Genomic DNA, 18963 nt, shown 5'->3' with positions numbered 1-18963 from the left:
TGTCACAGCGGACCGCCTCGGCACCAGTTCCGGGGGTCCACCGAACGGCCGGACCTCCACGTCACGGTGTGGCGTGGAGGTCCGGGTGCGTCGTGCGGTGCTGGTGGGTCCGGTCAGAAGAGGACGGCGCTGAGCTTGCGGCGGGCCTTGGCGACGGTCGGGTCGTCGGTCCCGGCGACGGTGAACAGTTCGACGAGGCGCTTGCGCAGGCGCTCGCGGTCGTCGCCGAAGTTCTTGGCCACCAGGCCGATCAGCCGCTCGTAGGCGGCTTCGGCCTGCCCGGAGAGGAGCTGGAGGTCGGCGGCGGCGAGGGCGGCGTCGATGTTGTCGGGGTCGGCGTCGGCGATCGCGACGGCGTTGTCGGGCAGGGCCCCGACGCGCCGCAGCATGCGCACCTGCGCGAGCCCGGCCTCGGCTTCGCCGGACGCGGGGTGGTTCTTGAGGTACTTGTCGTACGCGGCTTCGGCGGCGTCGAGGTCGCCTTCGACCATGAGGTTCTCGGCGCTGGCGAGCTCGGGGTCGACCGGCTGGGGCACGTCGAGGCCGGCGGCCTGGGTGACGCGGCCGATCCATTGGCGCAGGCCCTGTTCGGACTGCGGGCCCTGGAGCAGGTCGAGCGGGCGGCCCTGCGCGAGTGCGACGACGGCGGGCAGCGACTGGAGCTGGAGGGCGGCGGCGAGCTGCTGGTTCTGCAGCACGTCGGCCTTCGCGAGCACCCATGCGCCGCCGGCTTCGGCGGCGAGGCGCTGGAGGATGTCGCGCACTTGGAGGCTCTCGGGCACCTGGTCGGCCCAGAACGCGACGACGACCAGCGCGTCGAGGGAGCGCTCGAGCACTTCGCTCTGGACGGTCGCGTCGGTGACGTCGATGGCGAGGACGCCTCCGCCGCCGAGGCCGCCCTGCTGCGCCTGCTGCTGGGCGGCGGCCGCGAGGGTGCTGAGGTCGACGCCTCCGGAGAATCGTGACGGTACCTGGTCGCTCATGGTGGTGATTGTTCCATTCTCATCGTGGCCCGGGAGCGCGGGCCGGGTGCGTTGTGGATCGCGCGGCGGCGGGAATAGACGGGGTCAGCGGCGTCCGGCGGCTTCGTCGCGGCCTTTGCAGGCGAGGCGATCGGCGCGTTCGTTGCCGGGATCGCCCGCGTGGCCTTTGACCCAGCGCCAGTCGACGGTGTGGCGGGCGGCGGCCTCGTCGAGGCGGCGCCACAGGTCGGCGTTCTTGACCGGTTCCTTCTTGGAGTTGATCCAGCCGTTGCGCTTCCAGCCGTTCATCCAGGAGGTGATGCCGTTGCGCACGTACGAGGAGTCGGTGTAGAGCACGACGTTCATGGGGCGCTTGAGGGTCTCGAGGGCCTGGATGGCGGCCATGAGCTCCATGCGGTTGTTGGTGGTGGCCTTCTCGGCGCCGTACAGCTCCTTCTCGTGCTCGCCCCACTGGTAGTAGACGCCCCAGCCCCCCGGGCCGGGGTTGCCGGAGCACGCCCCGTCGGTGTAGATGACGGCGGTGTCCTCGTTCGCGTCCGGTTTCGGCATGACCGCCAGCTTAGTCCGCGAGCGCGGTGAGGGCCTCGATGGCCAGCAGGACGCCGATCACGAGGAACAGTCCGGAGGAGACGTAGCGGATGACCTTCTCGGGGATGCGCTGGGCGACCCAGGCGCCGGCGAAGACGGCGAGGAGGTCGGCGGCGAGCATGCCGGCGGTGCCGCCGGCCCAGACGCCCCAGGGGTGGTAGCTGGAGCCCATGCCCATGGCGATGATCATGGTCTTGTCGCCGAATTCGGCGAGGAACATGGCGGTGACGATGGTGAGGAGGCCGGTGCGGCGTTCTTTGATGGGGCCTTCGTCTTCGTCGTCGCCGCGTTCGGGTTTGAGGCCCCAGAGGCCGAAGCCGATGAACATGAGGGCGGCGGCGAGGCGGATCCAATCGGTGGGCAGGAGGTTGCCGAGGGCGGCGCCGACGCCGACGGAGAGGCCGATGAGGGCGCCGATGGCGATGACGAGGCCGAGGATGACGGTGCGCATCCGGTATTTGGTGGCGAAGGTGAGGGCCATGAGCTGGCTCTTGTCTCCCATTTCGCCGAGGAAGACGGCGCCGAACGCGACGCCGGCGGCGATGAGCAGTGCTTCCATTGAGGGTGATCCTCCCAGTGTTCACGCCGGGAGGAGGGGACACAGCGACCTCGACCCGGCCGTACGGCCTTGGTCGAAGGTCTCGCTCGCCTCGGGGACCGAGGCCGTGCGGCCGGGTTCGGTCTCGGCGAAGCCTGCCGAGAGGAACCAGTATGTCGACCGCAGCGTTGGGAGCTACTCCCCTTCTGCGCTCGCAAGTCTACGCGGGGGCCCGTCGCGGCGCGACGGGCCCGGTGCGTGACGTGCGCCGCGGTCAGACGGCGGCGGGGGTCTGCTCGGGTTCCGGTGCCTGCTCCTTGAAGAGGCGGCGGAGGGTGAGGGGGCCGGCGAATGCGGCGAACGCGGCCAGCACGGTGGGCACGAGGAGCCCGGTGGTGATGCTGGTGGCTTCGGCGATGTAGCCGATGGCAGCGGGGCCGATGAGGAGGCCGGCAGAGCCGGACATGGAGATGAGGGCGACGTTGGAGGGCGTGCCTCCGGCTTGGCCGATGGCGCTGAACAGGACCGGGACGATGATGGCGATGCCGCTGCCGGCGAGGAGCCAGCCGGCCCAGGCGAGCGGGAGGCCGCCGCCCTGCCCGGAGGCCAGGACGAGGGCGTAGCCGGCGGTGGCGGTGGCGCCGGCCCACAGGAGGGTGCGGCCGGGGCCGAGCGCGGCGCGGATGGGGTCGCCGAAGAGCCGGAAGACGGTCATGGCGACGGCGAAGACGGTGTAGGAGAGGGGCGCGAGGGCGTCGTCGGCTTCGAGGACCTTGGCGGCGTGGAGGTTCGCCCAGTCGATCGCGCCGGATTCGATGAGGTGCCCGCCGAGGCCGAGGACGAACAGGGCCGCGAGGAGCAGGACGCCGATGCGGCGGACGGGGGCTCCGCTGCTGCCGCCGGAGTTGTCTCGACCCGGTGGCGGCAGCAGCGGACTTGTGAAGGCGGCCATGGCGACCGCGCTGACGAGGGCGACGGCGAGGAGCACGGTCTGGCCGCCGAAGCCGATGCCGAGGGCGATGGCGGTGACGGCGCCCGCGAGGGCGCTGCCGAGGCTCCAGAGGCCGTGGAAGGCGGAGATGATGGGCCGCCCGTAGCGCTGCTCGAGTTCGACCGAGTGGGCGTTGATGCCGACCTCGATGAAGCCGACGCCGACGCCGTAGAGGGCCGCGCAGGCGAGGAGGGTGGTGTAGTTCGGGGCGAGGGCGGGGGCGATGAGCACGAGCTGTGTGGCGGGGGCGGTCCACAGGAGGAGCTTGCGGCTCGTGACGCGGTCGGCGATGCGGCCGGCGAGGACCATCGAGCCGAGGCCGACGAGCTGGATGAGCAGGAGCGCGGTGCCGAGCTTCGCTTCGCCGAGGCCGAGGCGGTCGTCGATGCCGGGCAGCGAGGCGGCCCAGGCGCCCATGACGAAGCCGGAGGTGGCGAAGGCGCCGTGGAGGCCGATGCGGGCGCGTCGGAGGGCGAGGAGATCGGGGGTGGTGGTCGCGGTGGGCACAGCCGTTGGTCCTTGCGATCGGGAGGCGGCGCACCGCCAAGGTTTTGTTCTCGATATGAACATAACAAGGGCGGCGTGCCGTCGTCAAGGTTTATGTTCAAGCTGAATACAAAAAATGGGGGTGCGGCTGGCATAATCCCTGCATGCCCCAGACGATGACCAGCGCCGACCTCCGTGTCCGCAACCAGGTCCGGCTGCTGCGCGCCGTCCACGACGCCGCCGCGCCGTTCACCCGGGCCGAGGCCGCGCGGCTCCTCGGCATCGGCCGCAACACCGCCGCCGCGCTCGTCGGCGAGCTCGAGCAGGCCCGCCTGCTGCACGAGGTCCCGGCCGAGAGCAGCGGCCGCGGGCGGCCCACGACCCTCCTCGTCCCGCATCCCGAAGGGCCGCTGGCGTTCGCGGTCGACTTCCGGGAGGACACGTGGACACTCGCCTCGGTCGCGCTCGGCGGCGCGATCACCGAACTCGAATCCGGCGAGCACGACCGCACCCCCGCGGTGTTCGCGCGGATCCGCGCCGCGATCGCCCGGCACGAGGACGAGCGGCTGGCCGTCGTCGGGTTCGCCACGTCGGGGCCGATCCGCGACGGGCACCGGCTGCACATCTCGCACCTGGGCTGGGACGAGGTGGAGCTGGGGACGCTCATCGGCGCGGACTGGCCGACCACGGTGATCGACAACGACGCGCGCCTCGCCGGACTCGCCGAATCGCGGCGGGGCGCGCTGCGCGGCATGGGGACCGCGATGCACTTCCACATCGACTTCGACATCGGCGGGACGCTGCTGCTGGCCGGCGACGCGCAGCGCGGCGGGCACAACATCGCCGGAGAGTTCGGGCACATGCCCCTCACCGGGTCCGGGCTGACGTGCATGTGCGGCGTGCGCGGCTGCTGGAGCCTCGACGTGGGCGCGAACGCGCTCGTGCGGCGGTTCGGCGAGCAGCCCGGCTACGGCACGGGACGCGAACTGGCGCGGGAGATCCTGCGCCGCGCCGAGGACGGCGACCCGGAGGCCGGCGCGGCCCTCGACGAGAACGCCGCCGCGCTCGGCCGCGGGCTCGGCGCGCTCGCGAACGCGCTCGACCCGGAGGCGATCAGCCTCTCGGGACTCGGGGTGGACTTGATCCGCTTGCGGCGCAGCCTGATCGAAGCGAGCTGCGCCGAGTTCCTGATGGCGTTCCGCCGCGACGAGCCGCCGCGGATCGTGCCCGGCACGGTCGGCGACGCGGGGCCGCTGACCGGCGCGGCCGAGATCGCGTGGGACGCGATCCTGACCCCCGAATGGGTGAAATCGCGGCAGTGAACGCGACACGCCCGGGTGGGTTGTCACACCCGGGCGCGATGATCGCGACAGCCCCTCTGGGAGGGTGGGGGTTCGGGATGGTCGTACAGGCCTTCCCAAGCCCCCCACCCACCCAGGGGAGCCCAGCATTGCCCCCGGGTCCGACAAGAATCCCCGCCGTAACCCCGCCCCTCTGCGGAATCCACTCGAACGAGTGAGGGGCGGGCCCGACCGGGCCCGCCCCTCATCACTTCCGCCTTGCGGCGCTCGTTAGATGCCGCCCTCGAGGTGGTGGTACACCTGGTTCCAGCGCAGCTCGCGCTTGAACTCGGTGGCGGTGGTGCCCTCGCCGATCACGACGAGCTCGAGGCCCGCGATCTCCGCGAAGTCCTCCATCACCTCGCGGCCGAAGGCCTGCGTGTACGAGGTGTGGTGCGGTCCGCCGGCGGTCAGCCAGGCCTCGGCCGCCGTCTCCAGGTCCGGGCGCGGCACCCACACGGCGCGCGCGACCGGCAGGTTCGGCAGGTCCTCGTCGGGCTCGACCGTGTCGACCTCGTTGGCCACCAGGCGCAGCCGCGTCCCGAAGTCCATCAGGCCCACCGCGATCGCCGGGCCGGGCGGCGCGGTGAAGACCAGGCGCACCGGGTCCTCCTTGCCGCCGATGCCCAGCGGGTGGATCTCCGCCGCCGGCTTCGCCGACGCGATCGTCGGGCACACCTCGAGCATGTGCGCGCCCAGGATCTGCGGGGTCTCCGAACCGAGGTTGTACGTGTAGTCCTCCATGAAGGACGTGCCGCCCTCGAGGCCCTGCGCCATGACCTTCATGACCCGCACGAGCACGGCGGTCTTCCAGTCGCCCTCGCCGCCGAAGCCGTAGCCGTCGGCCATGAGCCGCTGCACCGCGATGCCCGGGAGCTGCTTGAGCGCGCCCAGGTCCTCGAACGTGTCCGTGAACGCCTTCGCGCCGTGCTCCTCCAGCACCGACCGCAGCGCCAGCTCGATGCGGGCCGCGTCGCGCAGCGACTCGTGCCGCTCGCCGCCGACGCGCAGCTCCGGCACCACGTCGTAGTCGGCCTCGTAGAGCTTCACGAGGTCGTCGACGTCCTTGTCCTCGATGGTCGCCACGCGCTCGACGAGCTCGTTGACGCCGTACGTGTTCACCTCGACGCCCAGGCGGATCTGCGCCTCGACCTTGTCGCCCTCGGTCACGCCCACATAGCGCATGTTGTCGCCGAAGCGCACCAGCTTCAGGTTCTGGACCTCGTTCCAGCCCAGCGCCGCCCGCGCCCAGTTGCCGATGCGGCCCTGGACCCGCGCGTCCGCCCAGTGGCCCACCACGGTCTTGCGGCGGTGGCGCAGGCGCGTGAGCATGTACCCGAACTCGCGGTCGCCGTGGGCGGCCTGGTTCAGGTTCATGAAGTCCATGTCGATGTCGGCCCACGGCAGGTCGCGGTTGTGCTGCGTGTGCAGGTGCAGCAGCGGCTTCTGCAGGGCGCCGAGCCCGGCGATCCACATCTTCGACGGGGAGAAGGTGTGCATCCACGTGATGACGCCGATGCAGGCGTCGTCCGCGTTCGCCTCCAGGAGGACCTTCTTGATCTCCTCGGGCGTGGTCAGCACCGGCTTCGCCACGACCTTGACCGGGATCGAGGGGGCGGCGTCGAGCCCGGCGACGATGTCGGCCGAGTTCTGCGCGACCTGCTCGATGGCCTCGGGGCCGTAGAGGTGCTGGCTGCCGGTGACGAACCAGAGTTCTTTCGTTTCCATTTGTGCTATTGCTCCTTGGAGGACGGCTGCTGGCCGTAGACGTTCTGGTAGCGGTCGTAGAGCTTGTCGATGTCCGCCTGGGGGATCGGGACCGGCTCGCCCAGCTGGCGCGAGATGTGGACGGTGCGCGCCACGTCCTCGGCCATGACGGCGGCCTTCACGGCGGCCTTCGGGTCCTTGCCGATGGTGAACACGCCGTGGTTCTGCATGATGACCGCCGGGGAGCGGTGCCCCCGCAGGGTCTCCACGATGCCCTTGCCGATCGCGTCGGAGCCGATGCGCGCGAACGGGCCCAGCGGGATCTCCCCGCCGAACTCGTCGGCCATCGCCGTGATCACGCACGGGATCGGCTCGGCGCGCGCGGCCCACGCCGTCGCGTACGGGCTGTGCGTGTGGACCACGCCGCCGACCTCGGGCATCTCCTGGTAGACCACGTTGTGGCTCTCCGCGTCCGAAGACGGCGCGAGGTCGCCGTCGAGGATGTTGCCCTCCAGGTCGGTGACGACCATCAGCTCGGGCTTCATATCGTCGTAGGAGACGCCGCTGGGCTTGATGACGATGAGGTCGGTGCCCGGGACGCGGCCCGAGACGTTGCCGCTGGTCCAGGTCACCAGGCCCCAGCGCAGGAGCTCGGCGTGCAGGTCGCTGACCTTGACCTTCATCTCCTCGACGGCCGCAGTCGTCTTGAACGTCATTTCGTTGCCTCCGTGGCGATCTTGTGCAGCGTGTGCAGGGCGCGCGAGCCGCCGCGACCGAAGTGGTCGTGCAGCTCCTCGTAGACGGCGTACAGCTGGTCGTAGGCGTCGGCGCGGGCCTCGTCGGGGACGTACGCGTTGCGCTCGACCTTGCCCATGGCCTCCGCGGCCGCCACGATGTCCGGGTAGGCGCCCGCCGCGACCGCGGCGTGGATCGCCGAGCCCAGCGCCGGGCCCTGCTGCGAGGTGAGGACCGTGATCGGCATGCGCAGCACGTCCGAGTAGGTCTGCATGAGCCACTTGTTCTTCAGCAGGCCGCCCGCGGCGACGAACTCGTCGATCGGGACGCCGGCCTTGACCAGGGTCTCGACAATCATGCGGGTGCCGAACGCGGTGGCCTCCACCAGCGCCCGGTACACGTCCTCGGGCTTGGACTGCAGGCCCAGGCCCAGGATGACGCCGTGCAGGTCGTGGTCGACCAGGACGGAGCGGTTCCCCGAGTGCCAGTCGAGCGCGACCAGGCCGTGCTGGCCGACGGCCTGCTGCTCGGCGAGCTCGGTCAGGTACTCGTGGATGGAGACGCCGCGCTTCTCGGCCTCGGCGGTGTACTCGCCGGGGACGCCGTTCTTGGTGAACCACGCGAAGATGTCGCCCACGCCGGACTGCCCGGCCTCGTAGCCCCACAGGCCCTTGGTGATGCCGTCGCGGACCACGCCGCACATGCCCGGCGCCTCGGTCAGGTTCTCGCCGTTGACGACGTGGCAGGTGCTGGTGCCCATGATGGCGACCATCTGGCCGGGGCCGACGGCCTTCGCGGAGGCGGCGGTGACGTGCGCGTCGACGTTCCCGGCGGCGATCACGGTGCCGGCGTTCAGGCCCGTCCACTCGGCGGCCTGCGCGGTGAGCTCGCCCGCCTTGTCGCCCAGGGGCAGCAGCGGGTGCTCCATCTTGGCGTTGAAGTCGGCGAAGTCGGGGTTGAGCGCGGCCAGGTACTCGCGGGAGGGGCGCTCGCCGTCCTGGACGATGCCCTTGTAGCCGGCGGTGCAGGAGTTGCGGGTCTCCTGGCCGCACAGCTGCCACACGATCCAGTCGGCCGCTTCGATCCAGCGCTCGGCGCGGTCGTAGATCTCGCGGTCCTCCTCGAGGAGCTGCAGGCCCTTGGCGTAGGCCCACTCCGAGGAGATCTTGCCGCCGTAGCGGGGCAGCCACGCCTCGCCGCGCTCGGCGGCGACGGCGTTGATGCGGTCGGCCTGGCCCTGCGCGGCGTGGTGCTTCCACAGCTTCGGCCACGCGTGCGGGCGGTCCTTGAACTCGTCCAGCTCGCACAGCGGCGTGCCGTCGGCGGTGGTCGGGAGGATCGTGCACGCGGTGAAGTCCGTGGCGATGCCGATGACCTGGTCGGGGCTCACCCCCGCGGCGGCGATGGCGGCGGGCACGGCGTTGCGGAGGACGTCGACCCAGTCCTTGGGCGACTGGAGCGCCCAGCTGCGGCCGAGGCGGACGCCCGAGCCCGGCAGGGCTTCTTCGATGGCGCCGTGCTCGTACACGTGCTCGGCGCTGGCCAGCTCGCGGCCGTCGGCCACCGATGCCACGACGACCCGGCCCGACAAGGTGCCGAAGTCGATCCCGATAGCAACGGCATCGTTGTCGCTGCCCGTCATTGCGCCTCCTTGGGGGTGCTCGTTTTCGACACGTTCGTCGAGGTCCACAAGTAAAAAGTGATCGCTCACATGCTGCTGTTCCACCGGTGGGCGGCGGCGTGTGCACAGAGTTGGATCCCCAACAACCTAACGCATTCACACGTTCGGTACCAGCAGTGGTCCGATGAACGGGAGCCGGAACCGGAAATACCGGATCGATCCGCCCGAGCGGGACCCGAGGGTGTGACCGAGGTCCCTCAGTGCCCCTTTATACAAGTTACATCGTACGGCGTACGAGATTACCTGCGGAGGTCGACGGGTATTCGCCGGACCGGGACCCGGCCACGCCGCGGCCGGGCTGGAGCGGAAGGACGATCCGATGAGCAAGCCGGGACAGCAGCAGGAACCCCCCGGAATGACCGAGGAGATGACCCCGAAGCCCAAGGACGCCATGGAGGGTTACGAGGGCCGCGGGCTGCTCAAGGACCGCCGTGCGCTCATCACCGGCGGCGACTCGGGCATAGGCCGGGCCGTCGCGATCGCGTTCGCGAAGGAAGGCGCCGACGTCGCCATCGCGTACCTCGACGAGCACGAGGACGCCGAGCGGACCGCCGAACTCGTCGAGGCCGAGCACCGCCAATGCGCGCTGCTCCCGGGCGACCTCGCCGACCGCGACCACTGCCGGGAAGTCGTCGACCAGACCGTGAAGGCCCTCGGCGGCCTGGACCTGCTCGTCAACAACATCGCGACGCAGACACCCGTCGAGCGGCCCGAGGACATCACCGACGAGCAGTGGGAGCACACGTTCAACGTGAACATGCACAGCTTCCACCGCGTCACCAGGGCGGCCCTGCCGCACATGAGCGAAGGCGACGCGATCGTCAACTGCGCCTCCGTGAACGGACTGCGCGGCAACAAGACGCTCATCGACTATTCCGCGACGAAGGGCGCGATCATCGCCTGGACCTACTCGATGGCGCAGGCGCTCGCCCCGCGCGGCATCCGCGTCAACTGCGTCGCGCCGGGCCCGGTCTGGACGCCGCTGATCCCGTCCACACTGCCGGAGGACCACGTCGAAGGCTTCGGCGACAAGACGCCGATGGGCCGCCCGGCCGAACCGGACGAGCTCGCGCCCTCGTTCGTGTTCCTCGCCGCCAACCGCATGTCCTCGTTCATCACCGGCGAAGTGATCGCCGCCCTCGGCGGCGAGACCATGCCCGGCTGACCAGAAGAAACGACACGCCGCGGCCGATTCCGGCCGCGGCGCGAACGCGCTGGTCAACCGCAGCGCGCCGAAAACTGTCGTACCGATCGGTCAGGGTTGAGACCGGGGGCCCATCAATGTCCGATTCGCCAGGACCCTCCGTTCACGTTTTCTGCTCGGCGGTTCACGTTTCCCCGCTCGCACAGGCGGAACGGCGGGCCATGGCCCGCCGTTCCGCTGCTCCGGCGTCGACTCACCGGTGGGTGAGCCGGCGCATCGCCTTCTTGCGCTGCCGCTGCACGGTCGTCGCGGCCGAACCGAAGACGTCCTTCGCCGCGGCCCAGCGCTTGCGGGCCGCCTTCCGAGCCGCCTTGCGGCGAAGCTCGCTCGCCTTCATCGCCTCACGGGCCGCGTCGCGCGCGGCCTTCGAGGACCTGCGGTGGTCGCGGTACATGTGCACCCCGATCAGCGTCGCCGCCGCCGCCCCGGTCGCCGCGATCGCCACCGTCAACGGGTGGCGCCGCACCGGCGCGAACGGCCCGTGGGCGTGCGCCGCGTCAGGGTCGAGCCCCAGCTTCGCGCGCAGCTCCAGCACCGAGTCGTTGACCCGCTCGCGGGTCTGGTCGGCGTCCCGCTCCAAGTCCGCAGTGGACTTGTGGCGGTCGGCCTCGGCGTCCTGGAGGGCCCATTCGCGCTGGCGCGCCAGGTTCTCCTCCGCCTCGGGGTCCTCTTCCTCAGGCTGGTAGGGCATCCCCACCGCCGGAGGCGGCGCGAGCCCCGCACCGGGCGGTATGGCCGCGCTCGGCGGCACCGTCCAACCGGTCATCGGTCCATCCTCCCTCGCAGTGCCTTCGCGTCCTCGCGGGCGTGCTCCATCGTCTCCTCCGGCACCGGCGGCAGCGCCGCGCGCAGTTTCGCGCGCCCCACCAGCGCGAAGATCCCCGCGAGCGCGAACAGGGCCACGCCCGTCACGATCGCGGCCAGCCACGCGGGCCACACGAGCGCGAGCGCGATGCCCGCCGCGAGGGCCAGTGCCGCTCCGCCGTAGATCGCGATGATGCCGGCGAGGGCGAACATGCCGCCGCCGAAGGCGCCGCGTTTGGCCTTGTCGCCGATCTCGCGTGCGGCCAGTTGGGCCTCGACGCGGGCCAGGTGCGCGACCTCTGACGTCAGGTCGCCCACGATCTGGCCGACGGACCGGTCGTGTTCGTTCAAGTCGTGACGGCCCCAGCCGCGCCTGCCCTGGCGGGTGTCGCGGTCGGCCCATTCGTGCTCGCGCTCGGCGGCGCGGATGGCCGGTGCGTCGGGGTCGTGTCGGACCTCCATGTCGTCACCTCTCTCCGCCGACTCACTTGCGCCGGTCGACGGCGCGTTTGAGCTCGGCCTTGTTCATCTTGGATCGGCCTTCGATGTTCATGCGGCGGGCCTCTTGGTAGAGCTGCTCTTTGGTGCGGCCCTTGGGGCCCGAGTGCGAGCGCTGTCCTCCGCGCCTGGAGGACGACATGTCCTTGGTGGAGGTGCGGCTGGCCGTCTTGGTCTTGCCCTTGCGGGCGCGTTCCTTGTTGACGGTCCGCGCGGCCATCTCCTCGGCCCGGTCGTGTCCCATGCCGCGGTCTTCGGCCTGGTCTCGGATGTGCTTGTACTGGCGTTCTTCCTTGTCGCTCCATTGCCGCTGCGGCATGGCGTTCACCTCCACGGTGTCCGGTTTCGCCCGGCTGCGATGAGGTTCGGGTTCCCCGCCCGGGTTCGGTGGAAACCTGGCCGGGGGTGCGGCGCGCCTGGTGGGGGCGGGCGCATATTTCGGGGCGGGTCGGGTAGTCCTTCCCGGCAAGCGAGGCTTGCGGGTCAACTCCCGTCGGCCGGCGCGGTCTGTTAGAGGGCTGCCGTGCCGGGTCGGCGGAGCACCGAGAGAGAACGGCGCTTCGGGAATCCGTCCCGAAGCGCCGTTGTGCGTGGGCGGTCAGCGGGCGGCGCCGCGGTTGGTCTCACCGAAGTCGCCTTCGCCGCGGGCCTCGCTCTCCTTGGGCAGCTTGGCGTGCAGGAGGAGGCCGAGCGCGATCATGAGGAGGCCGAGGCCGAGGTGCAGCCAGTCGTCGGCGGTGTTGGCGGGCAGGAAGTTGCCCGCGTGCTCGTCGCCGACGGGGAAGCCGTACATGCCGAGGAGCAGGTAGAGGACGCCGCCGCCGATGAGGTACCAGCGGGCGGTCCTGACGGTCCAGGCCATGAAGAGGCCGAGGACGCCGAAGACGAGGTGGACGAGGTTGTGCAGGACCGAGACCTGGAAGACGCCGAGGAGGTGGGCCTCGGAGTCGGTCCCGGAGAAGGTCATGTTGGAGAAGTCCTGGGTGATGCCCGGGAGGAACCCGAGCACGCCGACCACCACGAACACGAGGCCGACCCCGGAGGCGCCGTCCTGGACGGCGGTGGTGCGCCGGCGTTCGGCTTCCCACCAGTGGTGTCCGGTGGTGGACATCGGGTGCGAGTTCATCGTTCCCTCCTCGGAGCGTGTGAGCGCGCCGCCCGCCCGCCTATGGGCATCCCAGGCGAGGCGGCGCGCCGCGGGGTCCGTCGGACCCGCATTGCGGGGGTACCCGGGCGGGCCGCGGCGACACCCGGTTTCGGGCGGGTGAGCACGGGTAGTCCTGGCGTTCAGGGACTTGACACACAGGAGGAACCGTGAGCGTCATCGAGGCCCGCACGAGTGACATCGCCGAGCTGGGGCAGCAGCTGCGCGTGGACGCGGTGCGCGCGTCGGCCCGGGCGGGGTCGGGGCATCCGACGTCGTCGATGTCGGCCGCGGATCTGATGGCGGGGCTGCTGGCGGGGCATCTGCATTACGACTTCGAGCATCCGCACCTGCCGGGGAACGACCGGCTGGTGTTCTCGAAGGGGCATGCGTCGCCGCTGCTGTACGCGATGCTGCACGCGGCGGGCGTGATCGACGAGGAGCATCTGCTGACGTACCGGAAGCTGGGCTCGGACCTGGAGGGGCATCCGTCGACGCGGCTGCCGTGGGTGGACGTGGCGACGGGGTCGCTGGGGCAGGGCCTGCCGATCGGGGTGGGCATGGCGCTGGGGGCGCGGTTGTCGGGTTCGCCGGCGAAGGTGTGGGTGCTGTGCGGGGACGGCGAGGTCGCGGAGGGCTCCATGTGGGAGGCGTTCGCGGCGGCGGCGGATTTCGGGCTGGGGAACCTGTGCGCGATCGTGGACGTGAACCGGCTGGGTCAGACGGGGCCGACCCGCTACGAGTGGGACACGGCGTCGTACGCGGCGCAGATCGGCGGGTTCGGATGGCACACGGTGGAGATCGACGGGCATGATCCGGCGCAGATCGACCGGGCGTACGCGGCGGCGGAGCGGGAGGGTTCGCGGCCGACGGCGATCCTGGCTCGGACCCGCAAGGGCAAGGGCGTGGCGGCCGCTGAGGATAAGGAAGGGCTGCACGGGAAGCCGCTGGACGAGCCGGAGAAGGCGGTGGTGGAGCTCGGCGGGGTGCGCGAGGCGCGGGTGCGGGTGAATCCGCCGCGGTCGAGCGAGCCGCGGCAGTCGCAGCCGTCGCGGGTGGTGGAGCGGCCGTCGTTCGCGGTGGGGAGCAGTGCGGCGACGAGGGACGGGTTCGGTGCGGCGCTGGAGGCGCTGGGCGACGCGAACCCGGACGTGGTGGTGGTGGACGGCGAGGTCGCGGATTCGACGCGGACGGCGGCGTTCAAGAAGGCGTTCCCGAACCGGTTCTTCGAGTGCTACATCGCCGAGCAGCAGATGATCGGCGCGGCCGTGGGGCTGCAGACGCAGGGGTGGATCCCGTACGCGGCGACGTTCGCGGCGTTCTTGACGCGAGCGCACGACTTCCTGCGGATGGCCGCGATCGGCGGCGCGGACCTGCGGGTGGTGGGTTCGCATGCGGGGGTGTCGATCGGCGCGGACGGGCCGAGCCAGATGGGCCTGGAGGATCTGGCGATGTTCCGGGCGCTTTGGCGCAGCGTGGTGCTGTACCCGTGCGACGCGAACCAGTGCGCGCATCTGACGGCGACGATGGCGGACCTGCCGGGGATCAGCTACCTACGCACGACGCGCGCGGCGACGCCGGTGATCTACCGGTCGGACGAGTTGTTCCCGGTGGGGGGCAGCCGGACCCTGGTGGGTTCGGCGCATGACCGGGCGGTGATCGTGGCGGCCGGGATCACGGTCTCGGAGGCGTTGGGCGCGGCGGAGCGCCTGGCCGACGAGGGCATCCCGGTGCGTGTGATCGACGCGTATTCGATCAAGCCTTTGGACGCGGCGGCGATCCGCCAGGCCGCCGCGGACACCGGCCGGGTGCTCACGGTGGAGGACCACTGGCCGGTCGGGGGTCTGGGGGACGCGGTCTTGGAGGCCGTGGCCGGGCAGATCCCGGATGTCCGTTTCCACAAGCTGGCCGTGCGCGGCATGCCCGGTTCGGCCGGGCCGGCCGAGCAGCTGGCCGCGGCCGGGATCGACGCGGCCGCGATTGTGCGGGCCACGCAGCGGCTCGTGGCCTGAGAACTGTCAAAACGCCGCAAAGGAAAGTGACGCGAACGATACTCGTGTCAACGGCTCAACGAAGGAGACGAGCAGCATGGCAACCGCACGCGACCTCATGCACACTGGGTGCACCTGCGTCAAGAGCAATGACACGGCCGCCAATGCGGCCCGGATGATGGCCGAGCTGGACGTCGGCTCGATGCCGATCTGCGGCGCGGACGACGACAAGCTCCACGGCATGGTCACGGACAGGGACCTGGTCCTCCAGGTCATGGCGAAGGGCCACGATCCGGAGTCGTACACGGTCGACCAGCTGCCGCAGCGGCACCTGATCCTCGCCGACGCGAACGAGGACGTCGACAACACCATCGCCAAGATGAAGGAGCACCAGGTCAACCGGCTTCCGGTGATCGACAACGGCCGACTCGTGGGCATCATCTCGCTCATGGACGTCGCCCACCACATGCCGGAGTCCGTGACCGGCAGTCTCGTGGACTCGATCAAGTCCTGACGCCCGACCGGGCGGCCGGTACCGGGAGTCCTTGGGACGCAAGACCACAGGGGGTGGGGCGCCGCCGCGGCGAAAGCCGCGGCGGCGCTGTTTCGCGTGTGGCCGGACGCGGCAGGGGTTTTGCCCCGTACAGCACGGGTATGCCCTATATCGGATCGATCGCACAAGGGAGGACCGATGCCTTACACCGAGGCCGACACCGACTTGATCGATGTCATCATCAAGGACCACCGCCATTTCGAGGCCGTGTTCACCGAGCTCGAGACCCACACCGGGATCGGCTACGGCCGCAAGGACCTCGTCGACCACGTCATAGCCGAGCTCGTACGCCACGAGGTGGCCGAGGAGCAGTTCATGTACCCGGTCGCGCGCGACCGGCTCAAGCAGGGCGACGAGATCGCCGACCACGAGATCGAGGAGCACGCCGAAGCCGAGGAGGTGCTCAAGCGGCTCGAAGGGCTCGAGCCGGACCACCCGCAGTTCGAGGCGCTCGTCAAGAAGATGATCGACGACGTGCGGCACCACATGGACGAGGAGGAGCGCGATCTCCTGCCGCGCCTGCGCGAGGTCTGCGACGAGGAGGAGCTGCAGGACCTCGGGCACAAGGTGCTGGCCGCCAAGGAGTTCGCGCCGACCCGGCCGCACCCGCACGCGCCCGACAAGCCGCCGGCGAACCTCATCCTGGGTCCCGGGATCGGCTTCATCGACAAGATCCGGGACACGCTGAGCCATCGCGACGTGTGAGCGCAGTGCCGCCGCAGCGTGTGAGCGCCGACCGCGGGCTTCGAGTGGACATGGGAAAACCGGAGCGGCGGGCCTTTCGGCCCGCCGCTCCGGCGTGGTGCTCCACTTGTCGGACAAGTCCCCTAACGGGGTGTCTTGTCCAAACCGTCGCGCAGATCCTCCAGCGTCCGGTGCAGGAGGCGGGAGACGTGCATCTGCGAGATGCCCACCTCCTGTGCGATCTGCGTCTGCGTCATGTCGCCGTAGTACCGCAGCGCCAGGATCTTGCGCTCCCGCTGCGGGAGCTCCTGGATGAGCGGCACCAGTGATTCGTGGTTCTCGACGAGTTCGAGGGCGACGTCCTCCTCGCCCACCGATTCGGCGAGCGTCGTGCGCTCCCCGTCGGCGAACGGCGGCTCGTCGAGCGAGACCGCCCGGTAGGCCTGCCTCGCCTCGTACCCTTCCTGGACCTCGGCGACCGTGATGTCCAGGTGCTCGGCCATCTCCTCGTCCGTCGGCGGCCGCCCCAGGCGCTGCGACAGCTCGCCACCCGCCTGGTTCAGGGCGATCCGCAGCTCCTGCAGCCGGCGCGGCACGCGCATCGGCCAGCTCGTGTCGCGGAAGTGCCGCCGGACCTCGCCCATCACGGTGGGCACGGCATAGGAGAGGAAGTCCGCCCCCTGCTCGGGGTCGAAACGGTCCACCGCGTGGATCAGGCCCACGGAGGCGACCTGTACGAGGTCGTCCTTCGCGATGCCCTTCCCGGCGAACCGCTGCGCTATGTGCTCGGCAAGGGGAAGATGTCCGGTGACGAGCCGGTCGCGGACCTCTGCCCGCCGCGGGTCGGCCTCGTCGAGGGAGGCCAGCTCCCTGAATAGCGGCGCCAGGTGGCCGTACTCGTCCGATCCCTTGCGCTTGCTCTTCGATCGATTGTCTGCCATGCGATCGCCCTCCTGTCCAGGTGGACATCGGTTGGAAGCATGTTCGCCCGCTCGGGGCCCTGACGCTTCTCATTGTAAGACTGATTGCGGGCCAAAGGCAATGATTGAAGGTGAATTCCGGATTAGTTATGGGATACGGGATTCCAGTGGATATTACCCCCAGATGCCGCGGATCTTGCCGACCGGGATACCCGGACGGCCTCGCATCGAAACATGTACCTGTGTCAGCGATCACCGATCCTTGAAAATCATTGGGCCGCAACGGCAACGATCAGAGCCCGGTGGTCTCGCGGTACTCACCCCACTCCTCGCGCAGCACCCCGCAGATCTCCCCCAGGGTCGCCTCGGCGCGCGCCGCCGCCAGGATCAGCTCGATGAGGTTCGCCGTTCCCTTTGCGGCCGTGACGATGTCGGCCAGCGCGCGCTCGACGGCAGCGTTGTCGCGGTCGGCGCGGCGGCGCCCGAGCACGGCGTTCTGCTCGCGTTCGACGTCGCCGGAGATGCGCAGGATCTCCAGGTCGGGGGTGACGGTGTCGTGGAGTTCGGTGACGCCGACGATGTGCTTGGTGCCGTCTTCGAGCTGCTGCTGGTAGGTGAAGGCGGCCTCGGCGATCTCGGCGTTGAACCAGCCGTCCTCGATGCCCTGGAGGATGCCGGAGGTGACGGGGCCGATGTCGTGGCGGCTGCCGGTTCCCATGGCGGCCATGGCGACCGATGCGGGGTCCTCGCCAACCTCGCCGCCGAGGGCGAGGATCTGGAGGAAGATCTTCTCGGCTTCGGCTTCGATCTTGTCGGTGAGGGCTTCGACGTACCAGGAGCCGCCGAGGGGGTCGGCGACGTTGAGGACGCCGGTCTCGTCGCGCAGGACGGACTGGGTGCGGAGGGCGATCTCGGCGGACTGGTCGGTGGGGAGGGCGAGGGTCTCGTCGAGGGCGTTGGTGTGCAAGGAGTTCGTGCCGCCCATGATGGCGGCGAGGGCTTCGACGGCGGTGCGCACGACGTTGTTGTAGGGCTGCTGGGCGGTGAGGGAGACGCCGGCGGTCTGGGTGTGGAAGCGGAGCCATTGGGCGCGGTCGGTCTTGGCGCCGTAGACGTCGCGGAGCCAGCGGGCCCAGATGCGGCGGGCGGCCCGGAATTTGGCGATCTCTTCGAAGAAGTCGATGTGGGCGTCGAAGAAGAACGAGAGGCCGGGGGCGAAGCGGTCGACGTCGAGGCCGCGCGAGAGGCCGAGTTCCACATAGGAGAATCCATCGGCGAGCGTGAAGGCGAGTTCCTGCGCCGCAGTCGATCCGGCTTCGCGGATGTGGTAGCCGGAGACGGAGAGCGGCTTGTAGCGCGGGATGTTCTCGGCGCAGTACTCCATGAGGTCGCCGATGAGGCGCAGGTGCGGCTCGGGCGGGAACAGCCATTCCTTCTGGGCGATGTACTCCTTGTGGATGTCGGTCTGGAGGGTGCCGTCGAGGGTGCCGATGTCGACGCCCTGGCGTTCGGCGGCGGCGAGGTACATGCAGAAGATGGGGACGGCGGGGCCGGAGATGGTCATGGAGGTGGTGACGCCGCCGAGGTCGATGCCGTCGAAGAGGCGGTCCATGTCGGCGGTGGAGTCGATGGCGACGCCGCAGTGGCCGACCTCGCCGAGGGAGGCGGGCTCGTCGGAGTCGCGGCCCATGAGGGTGGGCATGTCGAACGCGACGGAGAGGCCGCCGCCGCCCGCCTTGAGGAGCATCTTGTAGCGGGCGTTGGTCTGCTCGGCGTTGCCGAAGCCCGCGAACTGGCGGATCGTCCAGGGGCGGCCGCGGTAGCCGGTGGGGTAGAGGCCGCGGGTGAAGGGGAACTCGCCGGGCCAGCCGATGCGGTCCATGCGGGGATCGGCGACGCCTTCGGGCGGGCCGTAGACCGGTTCGGTCTCGAGCCCGGAGAGGGTGGTGAAGTCGGCCTCGCGTTTGGCGGCCGTCGCATAGCGCTTGGCCCAGCGCTCGCGGCCTTCGGCGATCGACTCAGCGTCCACGGTGACACCCCATTTTCGGTCGTTCGTGCCGTGCAGGGCCGCCCTTGGCGCGGGCTCGTGGCCCGCGGACTCCGACGCGGCCGCTTC

Annotated in this window: 18 protein-coding genes; 5 read left to right on the top strand and 13 right to left on the bottom strand. The window is 70.4% G+C overall.

The features are described from left to right. Positions 1-113: 113 nt before the first annotated feature. The 4 genes from J5V16_RS00735 to J5V16_RS00720 all read right to left on the bottom strand — a co-directional run bounded on the left by J5V16_RS00735 (position 114) and on the right by J5V16_RS00720 (position 3607). The gene (locus J5V16_RS00735) at positions 114-983 is read right to left on the bottom strand and encodes a co-chaperone YbbN (protein ID WP_208494045.1); all 870 of its coding nucleotides are present in this window, start codon (positions 981-983) and stop codon (positions 114-116) included. An 84-nt stretch (positions 984-1067) separates the two neighbouring features. Then, complete coding sequence (gene rnhA / locus J5V16_RS00730) at positions 1068-1532, bottom strand: ribonuclease HI (protein WP_208494044.1); 465 nt, start codon at positions 1530-1532, stop codon at positions 1068-1070. 10 nt (positions 1533-1542) lie between these two features. Further along, entirely contained in the window at positions 1543-2130 is a 588-nt protein-coding gene (locus J5V16_RS00725; protein ID WP_208494043.1) for a TMEM165/GDT1 family protein, read from the bottom strand. A gap of 253 nt (positions 2131-2383) precedes the next feature. Further along, a complete protein-coding gene (locus tag J5V16_RS00720) occupies positions 2384-3607 on the bottom strand; it encodes an MFS transporter (protein WP_307792825.1) in 1224 nt (407 codons plus the stop codon). A 143-nt stretch (positions 3608-3750) separates the two neighbouring features. Between J5V16_RS00720 and J5V16_RS00715 the strand changes: the two genes are divergently transcribed. After that, positions 3751-4908: an ROK family protein gene (locus tag J5V16_RS00715; protein ID WP_208494041.1), complete on the top strand. Its 1158-nt coding sequence runs from the start codon at positions 3751-3753 to the stop codon at positions 4906-4908. Between the two features lie 249 nt (positions 4909-5157). Here J5V16_RS00715 and araA read toward each other — a convergent pair whose 3' ends face one another. The 3 genes from araA to araB are packed head-to-tail and all read right to left on the bottom strand — an operon-like array spanning position 5158 to position 9010. After that, positions 5158-6654: an L-arabinose isomerase gene (gene araA, locus J5V16_RS00710; RefSeq protein ID WP_208494040.1), complete on the bottom strand. Its 1497-nt coding sequence runs from the start codon at positions 6652-6654 to the stop codon at positions 5158-5160. Between the two features lie 5 nt (positions 6655-6659). Next, positions 6660-7349, bottom strand: coding sequence for an L-ribulose-5-phosphate 4-epimerase (locus J5V16_RS00705; protein WP_208494039.1), 690 nt, complete (start codon positions 7347-7349; stop codon positions 6660-6662). After that, a complete protein-coding gene (gene araB, locus J5V16_RS00700) occupies positions 7346-9010 on the bottom strand; it encodes a ribulokinase (protein WP_208494038.1) in 1665 nt (554 codons plus the stop codon). Before araB ends, J5V16_RS00705 begins: the two co-directional genes overlap by 4 nt. A 358-nt stretch (positions 9011-9368) precedes the next feature. On the opposite strand from araB, the gene J5V16_RS00695 reads away from it, so the two are divergent. Beyond that, positions 9369-10214 (top strand): SDR family oxidoreductase, encoded by an 846-nt coding sequence (locus J5V16_RS00695; protein ID WP_208494037.1) that lies wholly within the window; start codon positions 9369-9371, stop codon positions 10212-10214. 232 nt (positions 10215-10446) lie between these two features. Here J5V16_RS00695 and J5V16_RS00690 read toward each other — a convergent pair whose 3' ends face one another. The 4 genes from J5V16_RS00690 to J5V16_RS00675 all read right to left on the bottom strand — a co-directional run bounded on the left by J5V16_RS00690 (position 10447) and on the right by J5V16_RS00675 (position 12666). Beyond that, entirely contained in the window at positions 10447-11019 is a 573-nt protein-coding gene (locus tag J5V16_RS00690; protein ID WP_208494036.1) for a hypothetical protein, read from the bottom strand. Beyond that, positions 11016-11519: a phage holin family protein gene (locus J5V16_RS00685; RefSeq protein WP_208494035.1), complete on the bottom strand. Its 504-nt coding sequence runs from the start codon at positions 11517-11519 to the stop codon at positions 11016-11018. Before J5V16_RS00685 ends, J5V16_RS00690 begins: the two co-directional genes overlap by 4 nt. 22 nt (positions 11520-11541) lie before the next feature. Then, the gene (locus tag J5V16_RS00680; RefSeq protein ID WP_208494034.1) at positions 11542-11874 is read right to left on the bottom strand and encodes a plasmid stabilization protein; all 333 of its coding nucleotides are present in this window, start codon (positions 11872-11874) and stop codon (positions 11542-11544) included. A gap of 279 nt (positions 11875-12153) precedes the next feature. Then, the gene (locus tag J5V16_RS00675; RefSeq protein ID WP_208494482.1) at positions 12154-12666 is read right to left on the bottom strand and encodes a DUF4383 domain-containing protein; all 513 of its coding nucleotides are present in this window, start codon (positions 12664-12666) and stop codon (positions 12154-12156) included. Positions 12667-12869: 203 nt separating this feature from the next. Here J5V16_RS00675 and J5V16_RS00670 point away from each other — a divergent pair, with 203 nt between their 5' ends. The 3 genes from J5V16_RS00670 to J5V16_RS00660 all read left to right on the top strand — a co-directional run bounded on the left by J5V16_RS00670 (position 12870) and on the right by J5V16_RS00660 (position 15948). Beyond that, entirely contained in the window at positions 12870-14711 is a 1842-nt protein-coding gene (locus J5V16_RS00670) for a transketolase (RefSeq protein WP_208494033.1), read from the top strand. 76 nt (positions 14712-14787) lie between these two features. Further along, a complete protein-coding gene (locus J5V16_RS00665; protein ID WP_208494032.1) occupies positions 14788-15204 on the top strand; it encodes a CBS domain-containing protein in 417 nt (138 codons plus the stop codon). A gap of 177 nt (positions 15205-15381) precedes the next feature. Next, a complete protein-coding gene (locus J5V16_RS00660) occupies positions 15382-15948 on the top strand; it encodes a hemerythrin domain-containing protein (RefSeq protein WP_208494031.1) in 567 nt (188 codons plus the stop codon). A gap of 122 nt (positions 15949-16070) precedes the next feature. On the opposite strand, the gene J5V16_RS00655 is transcribed toward J5V16_RS00660, so the two are convergent. Continuing rightward, complete coding sequence (locus J5V16_RS00655; protein WP_208494030.1) at positions 16071-16868, bottom strand: SigB/SigF/SigG family RNA polymerase sigma factor; 798 nt, start codon at positions 16866-16868, stop codon at positions 16071-16073. 271 nt (positions 16869-17139) lie between these two features. Further along, complete coding sequence (locus J5V16_RS00650; protein ID WP_208494029.1) at positions 17140-18876, bottom strand: acyl-CoA mutase large subunit family protein; 1737 nt, start codon at positions 18874-18876, stop codon at positions 17140-17142. Positions 18877-18963: the final 87 nt, after the last annotated feature.

This window comes from Glycomyces niveus, from assembly GCF_017592475.1.
Classification (GTDB): domain Bacteria; phylum Actinomycetota; class Actinomycetes; order Mycobacteriales; family Micromonosporaceae; genus Glycomyces; species Glycomyces niveus.
This window is presented reverse-complemented; position numbering and strand designations above follow the sequence as displayed.